This is a genomic window from Frankia sp. AvcI1 (assembly GCF_001420875.1).
Lineage (GTDB): Bacteria > Actinomycetota > Actinomycetes > Frankiales > Frankiaceae > Frankia > Frankia alni.
In genome coordinates, this window is the sequence record NZ_LJFZ01000025.1 from 83,003 (window position 1) to 108,046 (window position 25,044).

General features: G+C 72.6%; 21 protein-coding genes and 17 pseudogenes. 13 read left to right on the plus strand and 25 right to left on the minus strand.

Features of this window, described 5'->3' with window-relative positions; genetic code table 11:
* Positions 1 to 77: 77 nt before the first annotated feature.
* From UK94_RS74740 to UK94_RS62525, 3 genes and pseudogenes are all read left to right on the plus strand, one after another.
* On the plus strand, positions 78 to 133 hold a 56-nt coding region (locus UK94_RS74740; protein WP_268761567.1), incomplete at its 3' end, for a hypothetical protein.
* Positions 134 to 153: 20 nt separating this feature from the next.
* Positions 154 to 396 (plus strand): annotated as a pseudogene (locus tag UK94_RS74745) (TetR/AcrR family transcriptional regulator); the annotation flags it as partial.
* A gap of 95 nt (positions 397 to 491) precedes the next feature.
* On the plus strand, positions 492 to 982 hold a 491-nt coding region (locus UK94_RS62525), incomplete at its 3' end, for a helix-turn-helix domain-containing protein (RefSeq protein ID WP_235489354.1).
* 452 nt (positions 983 to 1,434) lie between these two features.
* Here UK94_RS62525 and UK94_RS22775 read toward each other — a convergent pair.
* The gene (locus UK94_RS22775; RefSeq protein WP_235489297.1) at positions 1,435 to 2,439 is read right to left on the minus strand and encodes a CoA ester lyase; all 1,005 of its coding nucleotides are present in this window, start codon (positions 2,437 to 2,439) and stop codon (positions 1,435 to 1,437) included.
* 389 nt (positions 2,440 to 2,828) lie between these two features.
* On the opposite strand from UK94_RS22775, the gene UK94_RS22780 reads away from it, so the two are divergent.
* Positions 2,829 to 3,416 (plus strand): flavin reductase family protein, encoded by a 588-nt coding sequence (locus UK94_RS22780; RefSeq protein ID WP_011604575.1) that lies wholly within the window; start codon positions 2,829 to 2,831, stop codon positions 3,414 to 3,416.
* A gap of 75 nt (positions 3,417 to 3,491) precedes the next feature.
* Positions 3,492 to 3,875 (plus strand): limonene-1,2-epoxide hydrolase family protein, encoded by a 384-nt coding sequence (locus UK94_RS22785; RefSeq protein WP_011604574.1) that lies wholly within the window; start codon positions 3,492 to 3,494, stop codon positions 3,873 to 3,875.
* 283 nt (positions 3,876 to 4,158) lie between these two features.
* Here the strand turns inward: UK94_RS22785 and UK94_RS22790 are convergent, their stop codons facing one another.
* A complete protein-coding gene (locus UK94_RS22790; protein WP_050997130.1) occupies positions 4,159 to 4,914 on the minus strand; it encodes a TetR/AcrR family transcriptional regulator in 756 nt (251 codons plus the stop codon).
* A 228-nt stretch (positions 4,915 to 5,142) separates the two neighbouring features.
* Positions 5,143 to 6,060, minus strand: coding sequence for an LLM class F420-dependent oxidoreductase (locus UK94_RS22795; RefSeq protein ID WP_011604572.1), 918 nt, complete (start codon positions 6,058 to 6,060; stop codon positions 5,143 to 5,145).
* A gap of 604 nt (positions 6,061 to 6,664) precedes the next feature.
* Here UK94_RS22795 and UK94_RS22800 point away from each other — a divergent pair.
* The 6 genes and pseudogenes from UK94_RS22800 to UK94_RS62540 all read left to right on the plus strand — a co-directional run.
* Positions 6,665 to 7,438, plus strand: a complete 774-nt coding sequence (locus UK94_RS22800; RefSeq protein ID WP_011604571.1) for an SDR family NAD(P)-dependent oxidoreductase — start codon at positions 6,665 to 6,667, stop codon at positions 7,436 to 7,438.
* Between the two features lie 265 nt (positions 7,439 to 7,703).
* On the plus strand, positions 7,704 to 8,570 hold an 867-nt coding region (locus tag UK94_RS22805), incomplete at its 3' end, for an enoyl-CoA hydratase/isomerase family protein (protein ID WP_235489299.1).
* Between the two features lies 1 nt (position 8,571).
* Positions 8,572 to 8,687: pseudogene (locus UK94_RS62530) on the plus strand (enoyl-CoA hydratase); the annotation flags it as partial.
* Between the two features lie 46 nt (positions 8,688 to 8,733).
* On the plus strand, positions 8,734 to 9,165 hold the full coding sequence (locus UK94_RS22810; RefSeq protein WP_055751448.1) for a Zn-ribbon domain-containing OB-fold protein: 432 nt from the start codon (positions 8,734 to 8,736) through the stop codon (positions 9,163 to 9,165).
* 88 nt (positions 9,166 to 9,253) lie between these two features.
* A partial coding sequence (locus tag UK94_RS62535; protein ID WP_235489301.1) for an SDR family NAD(P)-dependent oxidoreductase occupies positions 9,254 to 9,755 on the plus strand: 502 nt, incomplete at its 3' end.
* 1 nt (position 9,756) lies between these two features.
* A pseudogene (locus UK94_RS62540) lies at positions 9,757 to 10,180 on the plus strand (SDR family oxidoreductase); the annotation flags it as partial.
* 19 nt (positions 10,181 to 10,199) lie between these two features.
* Here the strand turns inward: UK94_RS62540 and UK94_RS22820 are convergent.
* From UK94_RS22820 to UK94_RS62585, 11 genes and pseudogenes are all read right to left on the minus strand, one after another.
* Entirely contained in the window at positions 10,200 to 11,732 is a 1,533-nt protein-coding gene (locus UK94_RS22820) for a class I adenylate-forming enzyme family protein (protein ID WP_011604566.1), read from the minus strand.
* 5 nt (positions 11,733 to 11,737) lie between these two features.
* Positions 11,738 to 12,782: acetyl-CoA acetyltransferase (locus tag UK94_RS22825; protein ID WP_235489305.1), on the minus strand; the 1,045-nt coding region annotated here is incomplete at its 5' end.
* Positions 12,783 to 12,792: 10 nt separating this feature from the next.
* Positions 12,793 to 12,883 (minus strand): hypothetical protein (locus tag UK94_RS62545; RefSeq protein ID WP_235489356.1); only part of this gene is annotated, 91 nt, incomplete at its 3' end.
* Between the two features lie 109 nt (positions 12,884 to 12,992).
* Positions 12,993 to 13,315, minus strand: a pseudogene (locus UK94_RS62550) (acyl-CoA dehydrogenase family protein); the annotation flags it as partial.
* A 1-nt stretch (position 13,316) separates the two neighbouring features.
* Positions 13,317 to 13,779, minus strand: a pseudogene (locus UK94_RS62555) (acyl-CoA dehydrogenase); the annotation flags it as partial.
* A 1-nt stretch (position 13,780) separates the two neighbouring features.
* A pseudogene (locus UK94_RS62560) lies at positions 13,781 to 13,991 on the minus strand (acyl-CoA dehydrogenase family protein); the annotation flags it as partial.
* A gap of 103 nt (positions 13,992 to 14,094) precedes the next feature.
* On the minus strand, positions 14,095 to 14,429 hold a 335-nt coding region (locus tag UK94_RS62565; protein WP_268761561.1), incomplete at its 5' end, for an acyl-CoA dehydrogenase family protein.
* 1 nt (position 14,430) lies between these two features.
* Positions 14,431 to 14,784 (minus strand): annotated as a pseudogene (locus UK94_RS62570) (acyl-CoA dehydrogenase); the annotation flags it as partial.
* 1 nt (position 14,785) lies between these two features.
* Positions 14,786 to 14,855, minus strand: a pseudogene (locus tag UK94_RS62575) (hypothetical protein); the annotation flags it as partial.
* Between the two features lies 1 nt (position 14,856).
* Positions 14,857 to 15,137, minus strand: a pseudogene (locus UK94_RS62580) (acyl-CoA dehydrogenase family protein); the annotation flags it as partial.
* 1 nt (position 15,138) lies between these two features.
* Positions 15,139 to 15,267: pseudogene (locus tag UK94_RS62585) on the minus strand (acyl-CoA dehydrogenase); the annotation flags it as partial.
* A gap of 146 nt (positions 15,268 to 15,413) precedes the next feature.
* On the opposite strand from UK94_RS62585, the gene UK94_RS22840 reads away from it, so the two are divergent.
* Together UK94_RS22840 and UK94_RS22845 are read left to right on the plus strand one after the other, a co-directional pair.
* Positions 15,414 to 16,052: a MaoC family dehydratase gene (locus UK94_RS22840; RefSeq protein WP_011604563.1), complete on the plus strand. Its 639-nt coding sequence runs from the start codon at positions 15,414 to 15,416 to the stop codon at positions 16,050 to 16,052.
* A gap of 126 nt (positions 16,053 to 16,178) precedes the next feature.
* Positions 16,179 to 17,315: pseudogene (locus UK94_RS22845) on the plus strand (acyl-CoA dehydrogenase family protein); the annotation flags it as partial.
* Between the two features lie 238 nt (positions 17,316 to 17,553).
* Here UK94_RS22845 and UK94_RS62590 read toward each other — a convergent pair.
* The 11 genes and pseudogenes from UK94_RS62590 to UK94_RS62625 form a co-directional block, all read right to left on the minus strand.
* Positions 17,554 to 17,910 (minus strand): annotated as a pseudogene (locus tag UK94_RS62590) (DUF222 domain-containing protein); the annotation flags it as partial.
* 1 nt (position 17,911) lies between these two features.
* A pseudogene (locus tag UK94_RS62595) lies at positions 17,912 to 18,760 on the minus strand (DUF222 domain-containing protein); the annotation flags it as partial.
* 1,158 nt (positions 18,761 to 19,918) lie between these two features.
* Positions 19,919 to 21,190 carry a CaiB/BaiF CoA-transferase family protein gene (locus UK94_RS22855; RefSeq protein WP_200912887.1) on the minus strand — a complete coding sequence of 424 codons (1,272 nt, stop codon included), beginning with the start codon at positions 21,188 to 21,190 and terminating at the stop codon, positions 19,919 to 19,921.
* A gap of 12 nt (positions 21,191 to 21,202) precedes the next feature.
* Positions 21,203 to 21,435, minus strand: a 233-nt coding sequence (locus UK94_RS62605; RefSeq protein WP_235489307.1) for an aldehyde dehydrogenase family protein, incomplete at its 5' end; no start/stop codon positions are given.
* A 1-nt stretch (position 21,436) separates the two neighbouring features.
* A pseudogene (locus UK94_RS22860) lies at positions 21,437 to 22,648 on the minus strand (aldehyde dehydrogenase family protein); the annotation flags it as partial.
* Positions 22,649 to 22,662: 14 nt separating this feature from the next.
* Positions 22,663 to 23,511 carry an aldolase/citrate lyase family protein gene (locus UK94_RS22865; RefSeq protein WP_050997129.1) on the minus strand — a complete coding sequence of 283 codons (849 nt, stop codon included), beginning with the start codon at positions 23,509 to 23,511 and terminating at the stop codon, positions 22,663 to 22,665.
* A gap of 45 nt (positions 23,512 to 23,556) precedes the next feature.
* Positions 23,557 to 24,274, minus strand: a 718-nt coding sequence (gene hpaH / locus UK94_RS22870) for a 2-oxo-hepta-3-ene-1,7-dioic acid hydratase (protein ID WP_235489309.1), incomplete at its 5' end; no start/stop codon positions are given.
* 1 nt (position 24,275) lies between these two features.
* Positions 24,276 to 24,332: pseudogene (locus tag UK94_RS74750) on the minus strand (hypothetical protein); the annotation flags it as partial.
* A gap of 27 nt (positions 24,333 to 24,359) precedes the next feature.
* Positions 24,360 to 24,566: alpha/beta hydrolase (locus UK94_RS62615; RefSeq protein ID WP_235489311.1), on the minus strand; the 207-nt coding region annotated here is incomplete at its 5' end.
* Position 24,567: 1 nt separating this feature from the next.
* Positions 24,568 to 24,890: pseudogene (locus UK94_RS62620) on the minus strand (alpha/beta hydrolase); the annotation flags it as partial.
* 1 nt (position 24,891) lies between these two features.
* Positions 24,892 to 25,044 (minus strand): annotated as a pseudogene (locus UK94_RS62625) (alpha/beta fold hydrolase); the annotation flags it as partial.

The following is a 25,044-nucleotide window of genomic DNA, read 5'->3' on the forward strand; positions in this document are numbered from 1 at the left end:
AGATCCTCCGACGGGCCAGCTACGGTCCGACCAGTCCCGTGGTCGGCGCGCGCGNCACCCGCACTCGTGCGCGCATCGTGACGGCGGCGCTGGACCTGTTCGAGTCGCAGGGCTTCCACGGGACGTCGGTCGANGAGATCGCCACCGCGGCCNGTGTCTCGCGCGCCACCCTCTACCAGTACTTCGAGAGCAAGGAGACGATATTCGTCGAGCTGCTCAACGAGTGCGGCGGCGCCCTCATGCGGGTCGTGCGCCGGATCGGTCCGCTCGGGCCCACCGCTCTCGGCTTCGACAATCTGCACTGGTGGCTCGGCGAGTGGGCCTGGGTCTACGACAAGTACGCCACGATGTTCGTGCAGTGGGCGAACGTCGACTCGCCGCGCACGTCGCTCCGGCNGATGATCAGCGGCTTTCTGGAGTCGTACTACGACCGGATCGCCGAGCGCCTGGTCTCCTCACAGGTCGAGGGCATCGACCCCGTCGACGCCGCGATGACGCTCACCACCCTGGTGAACCGGTTCAACTACTTCCGGCACAGCGGTTTCGGGGACGGGCTGCCGGTCGAGAAGCTCGTCGACAACCTCGCCGTCGTGCTCCAGCTCATCCTGTTCCCGCACACCCCGGCCAGCGCCTTCGCGCAGCTCGGGGCCGAGGGTGTCGGGTCGGCGCGCGCCCCCCGCCCGGTGCGTCGCCCACCGCTGGCCGCGGTCCCGTCCCCGCCGGTGCCCGAGGTGACCGAGCGGTTCGCCTCCCTGAGCCCACGGGCGTCGGCGACCGTCCGCCAGATCCTCGACGCCGGCATCCAGTGCTTCGCCGAGCGCGGCTACCACCTCTCGTTCGTCGACGACATCGTCGCGACGGCCGGCCTGGCCCGCGGCACCTTCTACAAGTACTTCGACGAGAAGCTGGACCTGCTGCTGGCGCTGAGCGCCGAGGCGTCGGCGGTCAGCACCCGCCTGGGCGTCGAGATCCGCGGCATCACNCTCGGCCCGGAGGGTCTCGGCCGGCTGCGCGGCTGGCTCTCCGACTTCGTCGCGTTCCACCTGCGCTACGTCGGGGTCACCCGGACCTGGATCGAGGCGGCGCCGCAGGACCCCCGCCTGGACGTGGTGCGCCGCCAGGTGGGGCACGAGATGTGGGCCGACTACGCGGCCCTGCTCGAACAGGTGGAGCGGACCTATCCCCTCGACCTCGACGTCGCCGGCCTGGTGTTCTTCTGCCTGCTCGAACGGTTGCCGGACACCGCGGTCAACATGGCCCCGCCGAAGACCCCCGACGAGGCCGCCGCGCTGCTGGGCACCGTCATCGAGCGGGGCCTGCTCAACGGCCGACCGATCGGCCACGCCGCCGCCTGACCCAGCCCGGCCCCGTGACCCAGCCCGGCCCCGTGACCGAGGCCGCCGCCTGAGCCCGGGAGGCCCCAGGGCAGGCGAGCTACTGCGCGCGGGCGAGGGTTCGGCGGGCGGCGACGGCCAGCGCCTCGTCGATCATCTCGCCGTCGAGACCGACCGCGCCGGCGCCGCGGCGGTGCGCGTCCTCGAGCGCCGCGAGCACCGCCCGGGCGCGGGCGACCTCCTCGGGCCCGGCGGTGAACGTCTCCCGCACGGTGGCGATCTGCGCCGGGTGGATGACCCACTTGCCGTCGTAGCCCAGCTCCCGGGCGTGCTCGGCGGCCGCGCGCAGCCCGGCGTCGTCGGCGGTGCCGAGATAGGGCCCGTCGATGGCCCGCAGACCGTGGGCGCGCGCGGCGGTGAGCACCTGGTCCTGGACGTACAGCCAGCGCTGTGGCGGTGTGCTCGGCGCCCGGCCCAGCGAGGCGCCGAGGTCGGCGTACCCGAGGATCAGCCCCTCCAGCCGGCCGCCGTGCGCGGCGATCTCCGCCACCCGGGACAGGCCCTCGGCGTTCTCGATCAGCGCCTGCACCCGCACGGGTGCCGTGCGCCCCGTGGCCGCGACGATCCCGTCGAGCAGCCGCTCGACGAAGGCGAGATCGCCCGCGTCCGACACCTTGGGGACGACGAGGGACAGCGGCCCGTCACCGGCCCCCACGCAGGCCGCGATGTCGAGATGGCACCACGGCGACCGGATCGCGTTCACCCGCACGGACACCCCGACCCCGCCTGCCCGGGGCCCCGCGAGAACCTCGGCGAGCACCCCGGCCAGCAGGGCGCGGGCGTCGTCCTTGCGCTGCGGCGCCACCGCGTCCTCGAGATCGAAGACGAGCTCGTCGGCGCCCCGGTCGAAGGCGCGCAGGATCCGCTTCTCCTCCGTTGCCGGCACCGACAGGATCGCCCGGCAGCGACCCGCGCCCCCGCCCGATCCGCCGTCACCCGCGCTCGCGGGGCCCCCCGGCCCGCCGTCCCCCGGACCCACGGAGCCGCCGTCGGCGCCGCCCGTGTTCCGACCCTCGTCGTGCTGCCCCGCCGGGTGTCCCGACACCTCACCACTCCCTCGGACCTGGCGCGCCAGCCGCCACAGCCGTGACGTGTTCGTCAGACGCACGATACATTTCCGCCCGGTTCGCCGGCTGCCCGACCCGTCGGCGCCCACCGATGGACGCCAGCGCCGACCGGTCTCACGCGACGTCGAACTCGCGCTCGAGATCCGTGTACGAGCTGTCAGAGACGGCCGCCGGACTCTTGCAGAACATGCCGCAGGTGGCATAACGTGCCACGTGTGGCAGGTCACGCCGTTCCCGTTGCCGGACGGTGCGGCGGGGCCGCCGTTCACGACGTTCCGCCCGGGGCGGCCGGCGGGCAACCGGATGACGGTCCCCGCGGCGGCCCCGCCCGCCCGGCCCCCGTGCCGGCTTCACGCGAGGAGTCCCGATGACGTTGGACCTGAAGGCAGCCGCCACGACGCTGAACGGGCTGCGGCCGTTCCCCGTGGCGGTCACCACCATCCTGAACGGCCGGGCGAACGGCCTGATGTCGCTGTCGGCCGGAGCCGCGAGCATCGTGCCCGAGGCGCCACGCGTGACGATCAGCCTCACGAAGTACAACCTGACCCACGACCTGGTCCTCGAGTCCGGCGTCTTCGCCATGCACCTGCTGGCGGCGACCCCGGAGGAGCAGTTCGCGATCTCCCTCGACATCCTCATGGGCCTGGGCGGGAGCTCCGGCCGTGACGGCGACAAGATCAGCCAGTTCCGGACGAAGCCGGGTGTCACCGGTACCCCGATCCTGCTCGACGCGCTCAGCTACGTCGAGGGCCGGGTGGTCCACTCCCTCGACATCGACGAGAGCACACTGTTCGTCGCCGACGTCGTCGCCGCGGAGCAGCTCCACGACGGCGAGCGGCTGCGCGTCGGCCCGGCGTGGGGCGCCCTGCCCAAGGAGTGGATCGAGCAGTACGACCGCAACCACCACCCCCAGCTCGAGAGCGCGCGCAGGTACCGCGAGCAGGCGAAGTCCTGAGCCCCGGGCCCGGTGGCCCGGCCTCACCGCCGGGCCACCGGGCCGCCACCCCCATCGACCCATCACGGAGTGTGAGTGAGCGACAAGCACGAGCTTCTGGTCAGCCAGTTCCTCGACCGGCTGGTCGAACGGGACTATGACGCGGCGGCCTCCTACGTCGCCGCGGACGCCCGTTACCACGTCAGCGCGTGGCAGCCGGCGGTGGTCGGACGTCCGGCCATCCGCGCGGAGTTCGACCGTCAGGCCGCCCTGTACTCGGCGTTCCAGTACGAGCTGGTCACGGTGGCCTCGACCGACACCGTGGTCTTCACCGAACGGCTCGACAGCCTCACCATGGGCGGGCGGTCCGTCGTCCTGCACTGGTGCGGCGTGTTCACCTTCGACGCCGACGGCCTGATCTCCGTCATCCGCGACTACTACGACATCAAGGAGCTCGAGCAGGCCCTGGCGCCAGCCTGACGCGGCTCCCGGGTACCAGCGCCCGGCCCCCCGCGCCCCGGCGCGGGCCCCCCCGCGCCCCGGCGCGGACATGCGACGATCCCCGCGCACGGCCGTCGAGGCCGCCGGTGCGCGGGGATTCGCCGTCACCAGGCAAAACACCGTGTGCAACCGTTCGGGCACAGAATCATGCCGAGGGCTGGGTACGGTTCTGGGGCGAAAAACCGTGCCCAAACCTCGGCACGATCTGGCCGCTTTCTGGCAGCAAAGGGGCACCAGGTCGGCAGCCGGGGCGCGCTGCGCGCTAGCCGCGACCGGGCGTCGCGGCGACGTCCGGGGCCGGTCCGGAGCCCAGGCCGCGGCCGAGCAGGTCGAGCGCGTCGAGCAGGTGCGCCCGCAGGCTTCCCCGCCGCGCCGCCCAGCGGCGGGAGCCGACGACGAGTGCGGTGGCGGCGCTGATCCCGGCCAGCTCGGGCCACAGATCGTCCGCGGGGAGCCCCGCGCGCCCGGCCAGGGCCTCGGTGAGCATCGGACTGGTGACGGTGACGACGAGCTGCTGGACCCGCTCGTTGCCGTAGCTGTGGGCCATGGCGCGCTGCCAACGGCGCAGGTAGTCGTTGGTCTCCTCGGTCAGCGTGTCCACGGCGTTGCGCAGCGCGGCGAACGGCGCCTCCGTCGGCGGGCGGCGGGCGGTCTCCTCCGCGATCGCCGTCGCGAGCCGGACCGGCAGCGCGGTGAGGATCATCTCCTTGCCCGGGTAGTACCGGTAGAAGCTGCGCACCGACACCCCGGCGGCGGCGGCGATCTGCTCGACGGTGACCTCGTCCATCGGCCGGACCGTGAACAGCTCCAGCGCGGCCTGCTCGATGAGGTCCGCCGCCATCGCTCGGCGGCGCATCGCCAGGGTCGCGGACAACCGCCCGTTCCCCACCGTCTCGTCCACCGGGCGGACCCGGCCGATCCCGGCCGCCTCGTCCACCGGGCGGACCCGGCTGTTGCCGGCCGCCTCGTCCACCGGGCGGATCCGGCTGTTGCCGCCCGCGTCCACCGGAGGTGTCACGCCGCCGCCCCGGGGCCGGACTCCGCCCGCACCGGCACGCGGACCTCCACCGTCTCGCATCCCCTTCGTCGGACCCCCGTCAGCCACCCACCGGCGCCGCCACCACGGTCGCCGTCGCGCCCGCTCGTCACCATGGCCAGGCCTCCATCGTACGGACGGCGATCCCCCCGTCCCACGGGCCGGACCCGCCCTCGGCGACCACCCGTCCCGTGGCGGGCTGGTGGCGGGCTAGCGGACCAGGGCGGCGAGGGCGGTGCCGATCCGCTCGATGTCCTCCCGGAAGGCGGCCAGGCTACGGCTGGTCGGCTCGATGGTGATCCACGTGACGCCGGCATCCTCGTAGGCCCGGTAGGACGCCGCGACGGCGCGGGCGAAGGCGTCGACGTCCGGCAGCAGCTCGGCCTCGTAGGGCACGAAGGACACGTCCAGCGGCGCCGCCCCGGCCTCGGCGCGCCGGTCCTGCACCCCGCGCACGGCCTCGGCCAGGGCCGCCACGTCCGCCATCGGCGGCGTCTTGGTGATCTTGGCGACCTCGACGGACTGCCCCATCGGCATCCAGCCGTCGGCCAGGGTGACCGCGCGCCGCCGCGCCGCGTTGCTGTTGCCGCCGATCCAGATCGGCGGGCCTCCCGCCTGCGCCGGGGTGGGCAGCGAGGTGTGCCCGTGCAGCGGGAACGTCGGGTCGTCCCGGTCGACGCTGCGGCCCGTCCACACGGCCCGCATCGCCGGGATGGCGGCGTCCAGCAGGCGTCCCCGCTGGGTGAAGTCGGCGCCGAGCGCGGCGAACTCCGTCTTGAGGTAGCCCGCGGCGACACCCAGGGTGAGCCGCCCGCCACTGAGCCGGTCCAGGCTCGCCGCGGACTTCGCCAGCAGGTAGGGGCTGCGGTAGCCGGCGACCGCGACGTAGGTCATCACCCGCAGCCGGGTCGTCGCCGCGGCCAGGAAGCTCAACGAGACGAACGGGTCGAACGCGTGGTGCCCGCCGTTGCCGAGCCAGGCGTCGTCGGGGATCGGATGCTCGCTCATCGAGACCGCGTCGAAGCCGGCCTCCTCCACCAGCCGGCCGACCTCGGCCAGGTCGCCGTCGGCGATCCAGCGGTCGTAGTGCTTCACGGCGCGCATCGGGAACATCAGGTTCAGGCGCATGGACACCTTCCGTCGTTGCCTGCCGGGGACCGGGCGGTCCCACGGGCTCCTTCGTCGTCCACCACCGCCGGCCGCGGACCGGGCAGCCCCACGGGTCCTCGAGCATCGGGAACCGGTCGGCGCCGCAGCTCGTCGTACACCGGGANCCGGCCGGTCCCACGGGTCGGCGTCCGTCGGGTTCTGGCGCTGTCCGGTTCCTGCGTCGCCCCGGTTCCTGCGTCGCCGTCCGGGAGCCGGGCGCGGCGCCCGCGGACACGGCTGTTCTGACACCGGCCGCCCGACCCGGGCCGGCGGATGCGAGCCGCCACGGCTCGGATGCGCGTCACCTCCGGCCCGGCTTCGGGCCGCCCGCGCGGCCCAGGCGCGCCAGCCTCCGTCCGGCGCGGGCGCTTCCGGAGGCGGATGGGCAGCCATACCCACTATGCTGTTCTGACAGCCACGTCACAAGTGTCGGCGCCGCGGGCCGCTGCCGAGACACCCGCCCGACGGCGGGGAGCGCGGCCCGCCGCCCGGGCCGCCCGATCTCGTCCGTTCCCGCGGCCCGCCGCCGGACCCCTCGGCTGCGGGGAGCCCGACGGCGAGGTCAGGGAAGGAAGCCACAACGATGGGTACCCGCCTCGCGGGCAAGACCGTGCTCATATCCGGATCGACCCGCGGTATCGGCCGCTCCATGGCGGAGCTGTTCGCCGCCGAGGGGGCACGGGTGGCCGTGACCGGCCGCACCGTCGCCAAGGGTGAGAAGGTCGTCGCGCGCATCCGCGACGCCGGCGGCGAGGCGGAGTTCTTCCCCCTCGACGTCACCGACGAGACCAGCGTGCACGCCACGGTCGACGCGGTGGCCACGCGCTTCGGCGGCCTGAGCACGCTGGTGAACAACGCCGCCCCGACCGACGCCGTCGCCTCGACGATCAAGAAGATCGCCGACTACACGACCGAGGAGTGGAACCACATCCTGCTGGGCACGCTGACGGGCAACGTGTTCTGGGCGTCGAAGTACGCCTGGCCGTACCTGCGCGAGGCCGACGGGGCCGCGATCGTCAACGTCTCCTCGGGCCAGTCCATCGCCGGGTTCACCGGGTTCGGCGCCTACGCCGCGGCCAAGGGCGGCGTCAACTCCCTGAGCCGCACGCTGGCCGTCGAGGGCGCCGCCGACGGCATCCGCGCCAACACCATCGTCGTCGGGCGGGTCGTGAGCTCGGCAGGCGACTCCGGGGCACTCACCGGCGGCGGACGGCTCACCCGCATCGGCAACCCGATGGACATCGCGTACACGGCCGCGTGGCTCGCCTCCGACGAGGCCGCCTTCGTCACCGGTGCGACGGTGACGGCCGACGGCGGCTTCAGCGCCAACGGCGACGCCGCCGCCGGCGAGGGCTGAGCGTGNCGGTCGCCACCCACCGGGGCACTCACCGGCGGGATACACACCGGCGGGACACACTCCGCCGGAGAGCACGCCACGGCAGGACAGTGGACATCACTGTCAGATCAAGGGTCACCCAAGCCGGGACCGCTCGATCAGGGAGTGCCGAACCCGTCGCCGACGGGTCCGCAAGCGGGCACGGCGGGGTCGGATCCCCGCCGAGCACCGACGAACAGGAGCCATCCATGCCCTCAGCACCCGCCGCGCCGCGGCGGCAGGTCCGATGAGCGCGCCGGCGCCCGGCAGCGCCGCCACCGTCCCCGCGGCCTCGGACGCCTCGGCGTCCCCCGGGGCGCCCGGGGCCGCGGCCACGCCCACCCCGGGCGCGTCCACTCCGGCCGCAGCCGTCCAGGCCGGGTCCGGCCAGGCCGGGGCTGTCCAGGCCGGGTCCGCGCCGGCCGGCCCGCTCGGGACCACCGTGCTGCACTCGGTCGAGGGGGGGATCGCGACGATCACCCTGAACCGGCCGGACGCCGCGAACGCGATCCAGCCGGCGATGCGCGACGTCATCATCGAGCTGCTCGCCCAGGCCGACGCCGACCCGGAGGTCCGGGTGGTGGTGCTCGCCTCGAACGGGCGGCACTTCTGCTCCGGCGCCGACGTCACCGGGATCGCGGCGAGCCGCGCGCAGGGCGCCGAGAAGCGGGTCACCGACGCCATGCGGCGCATCATGACCGGTGCGCAGCGGCTGGTGTCCTCGGTCCTCGACTGCGGCAAGCCGGTCATCGCCGTCGTCCAGGGACCGGCGGCCGGCCTCGGCGCGCACCTGGCGTATGCCAGCGACCTCGTCGTGGCGGCGGAGGGCGCGGTCTTCGTCGAGTCGTTCGTGCTGCGCGGCCTGGTCGTCGACGCCGGCGGCGCCTACCTGCTGCCCCGGCGCATCGGCATGCAGAAGGCCAAGGAGCTGGCGTTCTTCGGCGAGAAGCTGCCCGCGAGCGAGGCGCTCGCCCTCGGCCTGGTCAACCGGGTCGTGCCCGCCGAGGAGCTCGCCGCCACCGCCGCGGGGTTCGCCGAGCGCCTCGCCGGCGCCGCGACGAGCGCCATCGCGCTGACCAAGCGGCTGTTCAACGAGTCCCCGGACGTCGACCGGNCCGCCGCCTTCCTGGCCGAGGGCATGGCCCAGGAGCTGCAGTCGCACGCCCACGACTCGACCGAAGGCGTGACCGCGTTCGTCCAGCGCCGCTCCCCCGAGTACCGCGGCTACTGATCCGAGGCCCCGCGGACCGCGGCCACTGATCCTGAGGAGGACACCCATGGCGACCGGCGCACCCCGGGTCGACCTGCCGACCATCGAGGACGAGAACCGGCCCTTCTGGGACGCCGCCCGCCAGGGCCGCTTCCTGATCGCCCGCTGCGCGTCCTGCGGGCGGGCGCACCACTACCCCCGCCCGTTCTGCCCGTTCTGCTGGAGCGAGGAGGTGTCCTGGGAGGACGCCAGCGGGCAGGCGACCCTCTACACCTACTCGACGGTGTTCGTGAACGACCTGCACCCGTTCGCCGACCGGATCCCCTACGTGGCGGCCCTGGTCGACCTGGCGGAGGGGCCGCGGGTGATGACGAACATCATCGACGTGGACCCGGCGGACCTGCGCATCGGCATGCCGCTGACGGTCGCCTACCGCGAGCTGACCGACGAGATCACCGCGCCGGTCTTCCGCCCGGCGAGCGCTGCCGCCGGCTCCTAGTACCGCGACGGCGCAGCCCCGCGCCGTTCCGGCGACGCGCACCCGTTCCCGCGACGCACACGTTCCAGCTACCACCCAGGGAGTTCGTATGGCAGGCCTGCTCGACGGCAAGATCGCACTGGTGACCGGCGCCGGCCACGGCATCGGCCGTGGCCACGCGCTCGAACTCGCCAAGCACGGCGCGACCGTCATCGTCAACGATCTCGGCAGCACGGTCAGCGGCGAGGGCCGCGGCCGGGACGCCGAGGAGGTCGTGAAGATCATCGAGAAGCGCGGCGGCACCGCCGTGGCGGACTTCGGTGACGTCGGCGACGAGGAGCAGGTCGAGGCCTCCGTCGCCCGGGCCTTCGACGAGTTCGGCCGCCTCGACATCGTCGTCAACAACGCCGGCATCGTGCGCGACAAGGCCGTGTGGAACATGAGCACGGCCGACTTCGACCTGGTCCTGCGCGTGCACCTGCGCGGCACCTGGCTGGTCAGCCGGGCCGTCGCGAAGCGCTGGCGGGCCGCGGCGAAGGCCGCCGACAGCGGCAAGGTCTACGGCCGGATCATCAACACGACCTCCGGCGCGGGCCTGTCCGGCCACTTCGNCCAGACGAACTACAGCGCGGCGAAGGCCGGCATCGTCGGGCTGACCCTGACGCTGTCGCTGGAGCTGGCGAGCATCGGCGTGACGGTGAACGCGATCGGCCCCGGCGGCCTGACCCGTCTGTCGGGCACCATGCCCGGTCAGGCCAAGCCGCTGGAGCCCGACGAGCGGCCCGAGGACGAGTTCGACCCCAAGGACCCGTCGCTGTGCAGCCCGGTCGTCGCCTGGCTCGCCAGCGACGAGGCCGGCCACGTCAGCGGCCAGGTCATCAAGGCCATCGGCGAGCGCATCCAGCTCATGGGCGGCTGGCACGAGCAGGCCGTGGTGAACAACGGCGGCAAGCGCTGGGACGCCACCAAGCTCGGCCCCCTGTTCGCCACGGACATCTTCCGGACCCGCGCCCCCGGCCTGCGCCTCGGCGGCTGAGCGCGTTGCGGCTCGGAGCTCAGCCCGCGGCCAGCGTGCGCAGGGCGGCGGTGTCCACCTTGAGCATGCTGGTCAGCGGCAGCGCCTCGACGACCTCGAGGCGGTCCGGCGCCTTGTAGTCGGCCAGCCGTCCCCGCACCCAGGCCCGCAGCTCGGCGAGGTCCGGCGGGCTCGCGGGGTCGGCCGGCTCGACGAAGGCGACCCCGATCTCGCCGATCACCGGGGCCGGCGTGCCGACGACCGCCGCGCGCCGCACCCGGGGATGCTCCGCCAGCACGTTCTCCACCTCCAGCGGGTACACGTTGTACCCGCCGCGGATGTAGAGATCGCTGGCCCGCCCGCGCAGCCGCAGGTTGCCCTCGGCGTCGAGCGCCCCGAAGTCGCCGCTGACGAGCCAGCCGTCGCCGCGCAGCACCGCCGCGGTCTGCTCGGCGTCGTTCCAGTAGCCGCGCATCACCGTGTCGCCGCGGACCCAGACCCGGCCGATCTCGCCGGTCGCGACGTCACGCCCGGCGTCGTCGCGCAGTGCGATCTCGATGCCGGTCTGGGGCCGGCCGACCGTGCGGAACTGCACCTCCGGCGGATCGTCCGGCTCGGTGCCGCAGATGCTCGGCGACTCGGTCATCGCGTAGCGGACGACGAGCGGCACCCCCAGCAGGGTGACGACCCGCTCCACCAGCTCGGGCGCGGCGGGCGCGGTCGCGGCGAGCCCCAGGCGCAGCGTCGCGACCGCGCGCACGGTCCGCTCGGCGTCGGGCAGCTCCAGCAGCTTGGCCCACTGGGTGGGCACGGCGCCGGCGACGGTGATCCGCTCGTCGCGCAGGATGTCCGCCATCCCCGCCGCCGACCAGGGCACCGGGCTGATCACCATGGTGGTGCCCCAGGCGAGCTGGTCGACGATCTTGGCCATGTACCCGGCGTGCGCGAAGGGCGTCGCGACGAGCCGGCGGTCGAACGGCCGGCTCATCACCCCCGCGGAGGCGACGGCGGCGGCGAGGTTGCGGTGGTCGAACCAGGCCCCCTTGGGCAGCCCGGTCGTCCCGGACGTCCAGATGATGACCACCGGGTCCGCCGGCGCCACGACCGGGCGGTCGCGCCCGAGCCCCGGGTGGTGCCGCAGCGCCGCGAGCTCGGACCGCGCCAGCACCGCCAGCCCCGCCGGCACCGCCGGCAGGCCCGCGTCCAGGTCGACGATCACCAGCGCGGGCCGGCACCGCTCGAGGATCCCCGTCACCTCCCGGGAACCCAGGCGGGTGTTCAGCCCGGTGGTGACCGCTCCCAGCCGGGCCGCCGCCGCGTAGCAGATCGCGTAGTCGATCGACGAGGGCAGCATCAGCGCAACGACGTCCCCCGACCCGATCCCCCGCGCGGCGAGCGCCCCGGCCAGTGCGTCGGACGCCGCCGCCCACGTGGCGAAGCTGATCCGTCCGTCGGGCCCGACGTAGGCCTCCCGCTCGCCGAACCGCTCGGCGGCGGCGTCCAGCGCCGCCCCGACCGTCGCGTACGCCTCGGGCTCGCCCAACGGCGGGTCCGGCGGCGGGGGGCCGCCCACGCCGGCTAGTCCCGCCCGAGGATGACGGTGCCCGACGAGCAGAACCAGCCACCCGTGCCGCTGACGCAGGCCAGCTTGGCGTCCGGCACCTGCCGGCCCTCGGCCTCGCCACGCAGCTGGCGCACCGCCTCGACGATGAGGAACAGGCCACGCTGCCCGGGATGGCACGCCGACAGGCCGCCGCCGTCGGTGTTGGTCGGCAGCGCTCCGCCGAGGCGTAGCCGCCCGTCGGCGACGAACGGGCCGCCCTCGCCCTTCTTGCAGAAGCCGAGATCCTCCAGGGTGACCATCAGCATGTACGTGAAGGCGTCGTAGAGCTCGGCGACGTCGATGTCCTCCGGGCTCACCCCGGCCCGGGAGAACGCCAGCGGCCCGGAGACGGCCGCGGGCCCGGTGGTCACGTCCTCCCACTGGCTGGTCGACACGTGCGTCACGCACTCGCCCGTGCCGAGCACCCACACCGGCGGGCGCGGCAGGTCGGCGATGCGGTCCTCGGCGACGAGCACCGCCGCGGCGCCGCCGTCCGAGCGGATGCAGCAGTGCAGCTTGGTGAACGGGTCAGCGATCATCGACCCGGACAGCACGTCGTCGATCGTGATCGGGTCGCGGTAGTACGCCTCGGGGTTGGGGCCGGCGTTGAACCGGGCGGAGACGGCGATCTCGGCAAGCTGCTCGATCGTCGTGCCGAACTCGTGCATGTGCCGGCGGGCGGCCATGGCGTACTTGGAGATCAGGGTGTGGCCGTAGGGGGCCTCCCACGACTGCGGGCCGCGGCTGCCCCAGTTCAGGCTCGCCGTGCGCAACCGCTTGCGCAGGTCGGAGCGGGCGGTCGAGCCGTAGGTGAGCAGCACCACGTCCGCATGCCCGGCGGAGATCGCGTCGGCGGCGTGGGCGGCCATGACCTCCCACGACGCCCCGCCGACGGTGGTCGAGTCGATCCAGCGGGGGCGCAGGCCCAGGTACTCGGCGACGTCGATCGGCGCCAGCGTGCCGAGCGAGGTCGACGCGAGCCCGTCGACGTCCCCCGGCCCGAGCCCGGCGTCCGCGAGCNCACGGCGGNTGGCCTGGGCGATCAGCGCGTACGGGGTGGAGCCGTCGGTGCGGCCTACATCCGACAGCGCGACCCCGGCGATGGCGACCCGGCGGCTCATCGCCCGGCCCCCGCGAGCAGACAGGGGCGCAGGAGGGTCGGGCGGGACGGCGGTCGAGACATGTGTCCTCCGATCGGGTGCCGGCAACGGCCGGCTACTGCGCCGCCGNCTGGGCGACCAGGCGCGCGAGATGGTCGGCGGGCTCGCCGAGCAGGTGGTCCAGGACGTGCGCCCGCTTCAGGAACAGGTGCGAGTCGTGCTCGAAGGTGTAGCCCATACCGCCGTGCACCTGGATGGTGGCGGCGGCATTTTCGACGGCGTACCGGCTGGCGATGCTCTTGGCGGCCAGCGCCTGGAACTCGGCGTCGGCCCGCCCGTCCTGGACGCAGATCGCCGCGAACAGCACCTGCGACAGCGCGGCCTCGGCCCGCACCGCCATGTCCGCGCAGGCATGCTTGATCGCCTGGTTGACCCCGATGGGCCGGCCGAACTNCACCCGCACCTTCGCATGCTCGGTGGACATGTCCCGCGTCGCCTCGGCGATCCCCACGCTGATCGCCGCCGACAGCACGAGCGCGCGCAGGCGGATCGGCTCTTCCTGCGTGCCCACCCAGGCGAGGATCGGCACGGCGTCCGCGCGCGCCTCGGCCAGCCGGATGCCCGGGTCGATCGCCGGTTCGGAGCGCACGTCGGTCAGGGCGGCGGTCTCCACCAGCGCGGCGCCCGCGGGGTCGATCAGCAGGACGTAGCGGGAGTCGGCCGCGTCCAGCAGTTGGAACTGCCCGTCCAGGGTCGAGGGGGTGGTGGCGGCGTCGAACCCGTCCGGGCCGCGGCGCAGGGCCAGGCCCACTGTGGCCTTGCCGGACAGGATCGCCGACGCCGTCTCGTGCTGGCCGGCGAGCGCCGCGACCCGGGCGCCCAGCACGGTCGGCAGGAACGGCCCCGGCACCACGCGGNGGCCCAACTCCCGGAACAGCAGCGTCTCCTCGGCCAGCTCGCACCCGGCGCCACCGAGTTCCTCGGCGAGGCCCAGGCCGAACAGGCCCAGCTCCGCGCTCTCCGACCAGATCCGCCGGTCCACGACGACGGGTGCGTCGCGTCGCTCCCGGATGACCGAGATCGGCAGCTCGTTGCCGAAGAAGTCGGCGGCGAGGGAGGCGATCTCCATCTGGGCCGGCGTGGGTAGCAGGTCCACGGTGCGCTCCTCAGGATGTTTCGATGGCTGCTGGGGATTCGGTGTGCTCGGCAGGCACCGCCCGCGCGAGGCGGGTTCAGCGCGGCAGGCCGAGCACCCGATCACCGATGATGTTGCGCTGGACCTCGGACGTCCCCCCGCCGATGGACACCGAGTACGAGTACAGGTAGTTGCCGGACCAGCCGCCCGGCTCCCAGCGCGAGACGAACCGCAGGGCGTCCGCGCCGAGCAGGTCGAACGCCAGCCGGTACACCTTCTTGGCGATGTCGGAGTAGAACAGCTTGACCATCGACCCCTCGGGGCCGGGCTGGTCGCGGTGCATGTTGCGGGAGATGCCGGCGTAGGTCATGGCGCGCAGCGACGCAACCTCGGCGCGCGCGGTCGCAAGCCGGCGCGCGATCTCGTCGTCGGNGATCGCCGGGCGCCGCCCGTCGGGGCCGGTGCGCTCCTTCGCCAGGTCGATGAGCTTCTCCACGGTGCTGGCGAGGCGGACCTGGTTGGCGGTGAAGGCGGTGCCGCGCTCGAACGACAGGGTGGACATCGCCACACTCCAGCCGTTGTTCAGCCCACCCACGACGTTCTCCAGCGGGATGCGGACGTCGTCGTAGAAGACCTCGCAGAACTCGGCGCCGCCCTCGATCGTCTCGATCCCGCGCACCTCGATGCCGGGGGTGTGCATGTCACAGATCACCCAGGAGATGCCGTGGTGACGGGACCCCTCGGGGTCGGTGCGGACCAGCAGCTCCTGCCAGTCGGCGAGGGTGGCNAAGCTGGTCCAGATCTTCTGCCCGGACACGACGAGCTCGTCGCCCTCGATGCGGGCCCGGGTGCGCAGTGNGGCGAGGTCGGAACCGGCGTCCGGCTCGGAGAACCCCTGGCACCAGATCACCTCTCCGCGCAGGATGCGGGGCAGGTGATAGGCTTTCTGCTCTTCGCTCGCGCGAGTCATCAGAGTCGGCCCCGCGTGGCTGAGGCCGACGAAGCAGGCGTCGATGCCCGGCAACCCGGCGCGCCCGTACTCCTCGAACCAGATCAGCTGCTGCAGCAGGGAAAGCCCACGGCCGCCGTACTCCTGCGGCCAGGAGATACCCGCCCAGCCGCCCTCCCACTGGGTGCGCTNCCAGGCGAGATCATACTCACGCATCGCCGGGCCCATCTCGGGGCGGATCTCCCGGGGGGCGTTCTCCTCGAGCCAGGTTCGCACCTGCTCACGGAACTCGACCTGCTCCTTCGAGAAGTCAAGGTCCATTCGTCGGCCTCCGTCCCACCGCCTGGCATCTCGTGACGCCCTTGTCAGATACTAGCTTTACCAGGAGGCCCGGGCGCCCGCTCGCGAACAGGGCTCGACACGGGGCGCGGGCGCCNCCCCCGAGCCGGAGGATCGATGATCGACCNATGACCACACCGACCAATCCGTCGACGAACGCCCCCGCCGCCGGCGGGGACGCCACCCGCGCAGAATCCGGCAGTCCCGCGCCTTCCCCCAACGGCGCGACGGGTGCGGCGACGCCCCCGCTCGTTGCACGGCGCGGCTGGGAGGGGCGCTACTTCGAGGACTTCGCCGTCGGCGACGTCTACGACCATCCACTCGGCCGGACGATCACCGCCACCGACAACACCTGGTTCACGCTGCTCACCCAGAACACGGCGCGCCTGCACTTCGACCAGCACTACGCCGCGCAGACGGGGTTCGGCCGCACGCTGGTGAACTCGACCCTCACCCTCGCCCTCGTCACCGGCCAGAGCGTCACAGATGTCTCGCAGAACGTGATGGCCAACCTGGGCTGGGACGAGGTGCGCCTCCCCCATCCGGTCTTCGAGGGCGACACGGTCTACTCCCGCTCGATCGTGCTCGGGCTGCGGCCGAGCAAGTCCCGACCGGACGTCGGGGTGGTGGAGGTCCGCACCCACGGTTACAACCAGGACGGCGACGAGGTGATCAGTTTTCGCCGCACGCTGCTGGCCTATCGACGCGGCCACGGCCCGCAGCCGCCGGCCCTGCCGCCGCTGCCCGACTCTTCCACCGCGCGCTGACCCGCTGTTCGGCCCCATCCCNCCCCGACCACCCCGTGAGACCATCCAGGCCCGNCCGGCGCGCCGCGGCCCGCGGATGGCGAGGAGACCTCCGTGTCGAGTGTGACCACCCGTCTGAGCCCTGANGAAGAGCAGATCGTCCGCCTGGTCGCGACCTTCGTCGACGAGAAGGTCCGACCGGTCGCGCAGGAGCTCGACCACACCAACACCTACCCCGAGGACCTCATCGAGCAGATGAAGGAGATGGGGGTCTACGGTCTCGGGATCCCGGAGCCCTACGGCGACTTCGGCGTGTCGACGTCCTGCTACGCACGAGTGACCGAGGAGCTGTCGCGCGGCTGGATGAGCCTCGCCGGCGCGTTCGGCGGCCATTCCGTCGTCTCCAAGCTGATCCTGCGCTTCGGCACCCAGGAGCAGCGCGAGAAGTACCTGCCCCGGATGGCCACCGGCGAGCTGCGCGCCACCATGGCGCTCACCGAGCCCGGTGGCGGCTCGGACCTGCAGGCCCTGCGCACCGTCGCCCGGCCCGACGGCGACGGTTGGGTGGTCGACGGCGCCAAGACCTGGATCAGCAACGCCCGGCGGTCGGGCCTGATCGCCCTGCTGTGCAAGACCGACCCCGCGGCGAAGCCGGCGCATCGCGGCATCAGCATCCTGCTCGTCGAGCACGGCCCGGGCTTCACCGTCTCCCGGGACCTGCCCAAGCTCGGCTACAAGGGCATCGAGAGCTGCGAGCTGCACTTCGACGGGTACCGGGCGCCCGGCGACTCGGTCCTCGGCGGCGTGACCGGCAAGGGCTTCAACCAGATGATGGCCGGACTCGAGGTGGGCCGGATCCAGGTCGCCTCGCGCGCCCTCGGGGTCGCTCGCGCGGCCTTCGACGACGCGCTTCGCTACGCCCAGGAGCGCGAGACCTTCGGCAAGCCGATCTGGGAACACCAGTCGATCGGCAACTACCTGGCGGACATGGGAACGAAGATCCTCGCCGCCCGCCAGCTCATCCTGCACGCGGCCGAGGTGTTCGACTCCGGCGCCCGCGCCGACATGGAGGCCGGAATGGCGAAGCTGTTCGCCTCCGAGATGGCGGCGACGGTGACGCTCGACGCGATCCGCATCCACGGCGGCTACGGCTATTCGACCGAGTTCGACGTCGAGCGGTACTTCCGTGACGCCCCGCTGATGATCGTCGGCGAGGGAACCAACGAGATCCAGCGCAACGTCATCGCCCGTCAGCTCGTCCAGCGCCCCAACCCGCTGCGCTGACGGCAGAAACGCAGCGGAGGGCTCGCACCGTCGGCGAGCGTGCGGGGTCGCTCGGCACCACGATCCCGCACGCTCGCGACGGCCGGCAGTGCCCCGGCTGCCGCCGAGCTCCTGGGAACTGAGTGGACTGCGCGTGTCGATCGTCATCCGGCGGCGATGCCGTAGATCAGGTCGTGCGGATGACGTGAGTAGGGGTTTCGGCGAGGGGTGCGGCTGGCGTCGATCCAGGCCGGAGGCNGGAATTCGGGGCGTCGGTCGGGCCCGAGCCGAACGGTCCAACCCTGGTGGTGGATGACCCGGTGGTGATGGCCACAGAGGAGCACGCAGTTGTCCAGCGAGGTGTGGCCCCCGACGATCCAGTGTCGAATGTGATGCGCCTCGGTCCAGCTCGCCGGACGATCGCACGTCGGAAAGGCGCAGCCGTTGTCGCGGGCGACCAGCGCGCGGCGGATGTCCGCGGTGACGGTGCGCTGGGTTCGACCAACATCGAGGGGGACACCGGCGGGGTCGAGGATGATGCGGCTGACCGATGCGTCACAGGCCAGGCGACGTAGGACCTCGCGGGGCAGGGGCTGCCCCCAGCCAGTCGTCGCCGNCACGCCGGATCGACCGACCATTGTCGACCAGGGGATCGTCACGGTCAGATGCGGGCGAACACCGCCACCCACAGGCAGCATGGCGGCGTCGAGTGTGCGGGTGACCAGGTCGACGAGGGCATCGGCGCGCCGGCGGGCGGGGCTACGCGGGTCGAGCGCACCGTCGACGGCCGGGCGCGGCGCCGCGAGGGGGTCCAGCGCGATGCGGAGCAGGGCTGCCGCTTCAGGGTCGAGCTCGCCGCTGATTCGAGTCATGCCGCCCGGCAACTCGGAGATCGACAATCTTCGCCGCCCCGCTGGGTCCTCCCCTCCCGCAGCGGCAGCATCGTCGGGGCCACTGGACTGACCATCGCCCCCGCCGTCACTGCCACCCTCGCCGTCGCCGGGCTCGCCGCGAGCAGAGTCGTCATCCTCGCTGCCACCGGCCGGAGCCGGGTCGAGAGTATCGTCGCCGGAGTGGGCGTCAGCCCAGGCCAGGGTCTCGCGGAGGTGGCGGGCCAGGCGAGCCAGGGCGGTCGGGTCGAACTCGTCCGCCTGACGCAGGAGAAACGCTTCAGCCCGTCGCCGCACGTCCACGGTGACCGTGGTCGGTAGCGAGCGCATGCCCGCCACAATCACCTGCGCCTGCTCGACGCTGATCTCCCCCGCTCCCAGCCGCTTACCCGTCGCCGCCAAGGGACCGTCTACGGCCACCGCAACATCGACCAGACGGCTGGCATCCGCCGCGCGGACCCGCAGACGTTCGCGCAGCAAGGCGACGGTGTCGCAGGCGCCAGCACGCCGCGCCAACCCACGGCCGTGCACCTCGGCGACAATCTGAAGACGAAAGGCCGCCAGCCGCGTCAAAGCNACTGAACAAGCCAGCAGCAATTCCAGCAGACCCGCGTCGGACAGCGACCACACCGGACCGTCGACCATTGCATCTATCCGCGCGGACATCGCCGTCGATTCATCGGCCAGCGCATGAAGCCGGCTCGGAGACTCCGGATTCGAGACCATGCGAGAAGCCTAGACGAGCACCAGCCGGATGTCGAACACATGTTCGGATGCGTAATCATCTTGAGGAATGTTCGCGCCGAGGACCGGCGTGGTGACACAACCTAGACGGACACCTAGACGGGCTCGTGTAGCCTGCCTGCCGGACCGGCGTGCGGCTCCTCCGGCCCGGCGGGATCCCCGGCAACCGGCCTGGACCCGACCGGCTCGGGAGAGGGGGAACCCCATGCACTGAGCCGTGATCGCGGAGGGCTGCGAGCTGGCGCGACCCGCCGAATGGTGCGATCCTCAACGACGGTGCGGACCCGTCATCGTGGTCACGGCGCNTGGGTATGGACGTCCTGGCGGCCACGCAGACCGCATGCCGGCCGGAGCAGGAGTGTCGCTCGTCGTCGCCACCGCTTGATTTTCAAGGTAATTCTGCTAAGGGCGACAGAGTCGATGCCGTCGGACTTGACGAAGCGGGCGTGAGCGTGCTGCGATATCCCAGGGACGCCGCCCGAAAGCGCACTCGCAGTGAACAACTCCCCGCGACAGGAACGTCTCCAATTCCCAGTGATGCGGGGAGGCCCCGTCGACGAAAAGAGCACCTCCACCCACGGAAGGAAAGGGCTACGCCACCCCGGGAGATCGTGAGGCGGAATTAGCCATGGACCAGACGACCACAACGGCAAGTATCCGTACCAAGGCCGAGTTCGACGCAGGCGGCCCTGCTCATACCCAGGCACCACTACGATGCCGCCTGCGCGGGGCCTCCCTACGGGCTGCAGGAGACGCCAGCGACGCATCTCGCCGGTGGTACCAGCGCTGTCGGGTCACGGACGGCGCCGAAGGGCCACCGAGTCCGTCTCGGACTACATCAGCGGGCAGCGTGACGAGTCAGACCGCGCTGACTCAGCCGTGGACTGCGTCATGACGGCGTTGATGGGTCCCTGCCCGGCGCATGCGTTCACAGGTGCGGCTCGCCGAGCGACTCACGACGGCACCGGCGGGTCAGACGGCGAGGGCGGGTCAGACGGCACCGGCGGCGCGCAGACGAGCCGTGTCGGCAGGGTCGTAACCGAGCTCGGCGAGCAGGGCGTCGGTGTGCTCGCCGACGGCGGGCACGGGGCCCATCACCGGGTCCACCCCGCTGATGCGGACGGGCGGGCGTACCGCGCGCAACGGGCCGACCGGCGAGTCCACCTCCCGCCAGCGGTCGCCCACGTCGAGCTGGGGGTGGGCGAGCAGGTCGCCGATGGTGTTGATCCGGCCGTTGGCGATGCCCGCCTCGTTCAGCCGGGCGAGGGTCTGCTCGGTGCTGACCTCGGCCAGGGCCGCCTCGACGTCGGCGGTCAGCGCATCGCGGTGGCGGACGCGGCCCGCGTTCGTCGTGTAGCGGGGGTCGGCCAGCAGCTCGGGCCGGCGGAGCACCTCCTCGCAGAACCGCCGCCACTCCCGCTCGTTCTGCACGCCGAGCTGCACGCTGCCGCCGTCGCCGGTCCGGAAGCCGCCGTAGGGGGCGATGGAGGCGTGGCTGGTGCCGGTGCGGGCCGGGGGGACACCGGTGTACATGGCGTAGTACATCGGCTGAGCCATCCACTCGGTGAGCGAGTCGAACAGCGACACCTCGAGCGCGGCGCCCTCTCCTGTGCGCTCCCGCATGAACAACGCGGTGAGGACGGCGGTGTAGGCGTACATGCCGGCGGAGATGTCGGCCACGGAGATACCGACCTTGGCCGGTGCGTCGGGCGCACCGGTGACCGACAACAGTCCGGTCTCGCACTGGATCAGCAGGTCGTAGGCCTTCTTGTCGCGCAGCGGGCCTGCCGAGCCGTAGCCGGAGACGTCACAGACGATCATCCGCGGATCGCGGGCCCGCAGTGTCGCCGCGTCCAGGCCGAGGCGGGCCGCGGCGCCGGGGGCGAGGTTCTGCACGAAGACGTCGGCGCCGGCCAGCAGGCTGGCCAGCACCTCACGGGCCTCGGGGTGCTTGAGGTCGAGGGTCAGCGACTCCTTCGCCCGATTCAACCAGACGAAGTAGCTGGCCAGACCCTTGACGGTCTCGTCATAGCCGCGCGCGAAGTCCCCCGCGCCCGGCCGTTCGATCTTGATCACCCGTGCCCCGAGATCGGCGAGCTGGCGAGTCGCGAACGGGGCCGCCACGGCCTGCTCGATGGAGACGACGGTGATTCCCGCCAGGGGCTTGCCGGCCGCCAGGCCACCCGCCGGCGACGCGGCCCGCCTCGGTGCCGGAACGGCCGCTGCATCGGGCAGCGCGGTGGGGTCGGGGGTCTCGGTCACTGCGAACGCCTCTCAGCCGAGGACGAACGGGTCGCGGGTGGCACCCGTCGTCTCGATCCAGACGGCCTTCTCCTGCAGGTACTCGTGCAGTCCCTCGGTGCCGTTCTCGCGGCCGAACCCGCTGCTCTTGATACCCCCGAAGGGCATCGCGTAGTTCAGCGTCCGGTAGGCGTTGACCCACACGGTGCCGACCCGCAGCGCCTTGGTCATCCGGAAGGCGCGGCGGATGTCGGCGGTCCAGATGCNGGCGGCGAGGCCGTAGCGCGAGTCGTTGGCGATCGCGATCGCCTCTTCCTCCGAGGAGAAGCGCAGCACGCTCAGCACCGGGCCGAAGATCTCCTCCTGGCAGACCATGGCGTCGTTGGTGACGTTCGCGACGATGGTCGGCTCGAAGAACAGCCCGCCGAGTCCGCCGTCCCCGCCACCTCCGACGATGTCGGCGCCCTGCTCCTTGGCCTGTGCCACGAACCGGCGGATCTTCTCGTGCTGGCCGGGGAAGCAGATCGGGCCCATCTCGGTCTCGGGGTCCTTCGGGTCCCCGAGACGGATCCGGGCGGCCCGCTCGGCCACCCGGGCGACGACCTCCTCGTAGACGTCGGCGTGCACGAGCGCCCGCGAACCCGCGATGCAGGTCTGACCGGCGGCGGCGAAGATGCCGGCGATCAGCCCGTTGGACGCGGCGGCCAGGTCCGCGTCGGGGAAGACGATGTTCGCCGACTTGCCGCCGAGCTCGAGGGTGACCGGGGCCAGGTGCTTCGCCGCCGCGGCGGCCACCGCCGCCCCGGTGATCTCCGAGCCGGTGAACGACACCCGGTCGACGCCCGGATGGCCGACAAGCCACTCCCCCACCTCGCGGGAGGCGCCGCTGACGGTGTTGAACACGCCCGGCGGGAACCCGGCCTCCTCGAACAGGTCTGCGAACTTCAGGATCGACACCGGGGCCTGCTCGGACGGCTTCGCGACGATCGTGCAGCCCGCCGCCAACGCAGGAGCGATCTTGAAGGTGAGCAGCAGCAGCGGGGAGTTCCACGGCAGGACCGCGCCGACGACACCGATCGGCTCGCGGGTGACGAAGCCGAAGTAGTCCGGGCGGCCGGTGTCGACCACCCGGCCGTCGATCTTGTCGGCCAGGCCCGCGTAGTACTCGTACCAGGCGGAAAGGCTGCGGACCTGCCCGCCCATCTCCCGCAGCAGCTTGCCGTTGTCGCGGGTCTCGGCGAGGCCGAGCTCGTCGGCGTGCTCCTCGATGACGGCCGCGAGGCGGCGCATCAGGCGGCCCCGTTCCCGGCCCGACAGCTTGCTCCACTCCCCGCCGTCGAAAGCGGCCCGCGCGGCGGCGACCGCGTCGTCGACGTCGGCGCGACTCGCCTCCGCGACCGTCGCCCACGCTTCGCCGGTGTAGGGGTCGATCGAGTCGAAGGTCGTCGTGCCCGCGCGCCGCTCGGCGCCGATGCGCATCGTTACCGTGGTGGTCACAGCGTCGCGCTCCCTGAGATCGGGGGTGGGGTGGAGTGGCTCTTCTCCGCGACGTCGCGGTAGCGCGCGGCGAGCTCCTCGCTGCCGCGCGCCAGCAGGGTCACGTCCGCCCCCACCAGGATGAACCGGACGCCGAGGGAGAGATAGCGCCGCGCCAGCGGCTCGGCGAACGCGTTCACCCCGGCTGCCTTGCCCGCCGCGTTGACCACCGCGACCGCCGACGTGATCGCCTCGACGACGTCGGGATGGTCGGGACGGCCCAGATGCCCGAGGGAGGCGGCGAGGTCCGCGGGGCCGAAGAAGACCCCGTCGACGCCGTCGACGGCCGCGATCGCCGCGCACTCGGCGAGCCCGGCGGCGGATTCGATCTGGACCATCACGCAGATCTCGTCGTCGGCGCGGTGCAGGTAGCCCTCGACCCGGGTCCACCGGGACACCCGGGCGAACGCGCTACCGACACCGCGGATGCCGGCGGGTGGGTAGCGGGTGGCCGCGACGATCGCCGCGGCCTGCTCGGCGGACTCCACCATCGGCAGCAGCAGGTTCTCGGCGCCGATGTCGAGGAGCTGCTTGATGATCACGGGGTCGTCGGTCGGGGGGCGCACGACCGGGGCGACCGGGTACGGCGCGACCGCCTGCAGCTGGGCGAGGAAGCTGCGCACGTCGTTCGGGGCGTGCTCACCGTCGATGAGCAGCCAGTCCAGGCCGCCCCCGGCGCAGATCTCGGCGTTGTAGGGGTTGCCGGTGGCCACCCACATGCCGATCGCCGGCCGAGGGTCGCGCAGCCGGCGCCGGAAGGCGCCGCCGGTCACGCCCGCGGTCCCCGCCGCGCTGGCCGCCGTCATCGCAGTGCTCCACACATCAGCAGAACCTCTCCTCGCCCCGCCCNCTCAGGCGAAGCGGCAGGTGATCGCGCCCAGCGGGCCGTAGTCGGCGTGGAAGGTGTCGCCCGAGCGGGCGAACACCGGCCGGGTGAACGAGCCTGCCAGAATCACCTGGCCCGGGTCGAGACCCACCTTGTACGGGGCGAGCTTGTTGGCCAGCCACGCGACGCCGTTCGCCGGATGGTTCAGCACCGCCGCGGCGACCCCGGACTCCTCGATCGTCTCGTTGCGGTACAGCAGCGCCGACACCCAGCGCAGGTCCACCTCGTCGGGACGCACGGCACGCCCACCGAGCACCAGCCCCGCGTCGGCGGCGTTGTCGGAGATGGTGTCGACGATGGTGCGCAGGTGCCCGGTCGCCGGGTCGCTCATCTGCACCCGGGCGTCGAGGATCTCCAGCGCCGGAGTCACGTAGCGGGTGGCGTCGAGCACGTCGTAGATCGTGACCCCCGGACCGGACAGTGGCTCGGCGAGCACGAAGGCGAGCTCGACCTCGACCCGCGGGCGGATGAACCGCCCCGCGGGCACGACCCCGGAGTCGTCGAAGAACATGTCGTCGTAGATCGCGCCGTAGTCCGGCTCGGTGATCGAGACGGCCTGCTGCATCGCCCGCGACGTCAGGCCGATCTTGCGCCCGCGCAGCTCGCGGCCGGCGGCCAGCTTGCGTTCGGTCCAGGCGCGCTGGACGGCGTAGGCGTCCTCGATCGTCATGTCCGGGTACTGCNGGGACAGCTGCGGGATCGGGGTCAGCGTGCGCTCGGCCTCGTCGAGGCGCGCGGCGGNGTCCTCGACGAGTTCGGGATCGAGCGTCATGCGTTCTCGGACTCCTTCTGCCCGCCCAGCAGGAACGCCAGCGCCGCCGGGTTGAACAGCTCCGGGTCCTCGAAGTGCGGCCAGTGCTTGACCTCGGGCATCTCCAGGACCCGCGAGTCCGGGATCAGCCGGGCGACCTGGCGGGCGGTGTTCTGGTACTCGCCGAAGTCCTTGCCGGAGGCGACGACGAGCGTCGGGGCGGCNATGCGCGACCACTGGTCCGGCGGGATGAGGTTGCGCTCGCGGGCGTCGGGGTCCTGCAGGATCAGCACATGATCGATGACCTTGCGCGTCTCCGGCAGCCGGTAGATCGCCTGGCGCAGGGCGATGACGTCGGGCAGCCGGTTGGCCTCGTCGGCGATCAGGTGGTTGAACATCGCCTTGGTGGACTCCCAGGTGGGGTTGTCCACGGCGGCGGTGCGCTCGGCCCGGATGCGGGCCATGTTCGACGCGGTCGCGATGAGGCCCGCGGGCGACATCAGGATCAGCTTGCGGACCCGGTCCGGCTCGTCGATGGCGAGCCGGGCNGCGACCCATGCGCCCAGCGACATGCCGATGATGTAGGTGGTCTGCACGCCGAGCGCGTCGAGAAGGCCCAGCAGGTGGCGCTCGTAGACGGCGATCTCGTAGTCGTAGTCCGGCTTGCTGGAGAAGCCGTTGCCGACCATGTCCACCGCGATG

Excerpts from the sequence above, each read along its gene's own strand:
- UK94_RS22800 (WP_011604571.1), top strand. The coding sequence starts at position 6,665 with ATGGGTACCCGCCTCGCGGGCAAGACCGTGCTCATATCCGGATCGACC.
- UK94_RS22810 (WP_055751448.1), top strand. The coding sequence starts at position 8,734 with ATGGCGACCGGCGCACCCCGGGTCGACCTGCCGACCATCGAGGACGAG.
- UK94_RS22795 (WP_011604572.1), bottom strand. The coding sequence starts at position 6,060 with ATGCGCCTGAACCTGATGTTCCCGATGCGCGCCGTGAAGCACTACGAC.
- UK94_RS22840 (WP_011604563.1), top strand. The coding sequence starts at position 15,414 with ATGACCACACCGACCAATCCGTCGACGAACGCCCCCGCCGCCGGCGGG.
- UK94_RS22780 (WP_011604575.1), top strand. The coding sequence starts at position 2,829 with ATGACGTTGGACCTGAAGGCAGCCGCCACGACGCTGAACGGGCTGCGG.
- UK94_RS22865 (WP_050997129.1), bottom strand. The coding sequence starts at position 23,511 with ATGACGGCGGCCAGCGCGGCGGGGACCGCGGGCGTGACCGGCGGCGCC.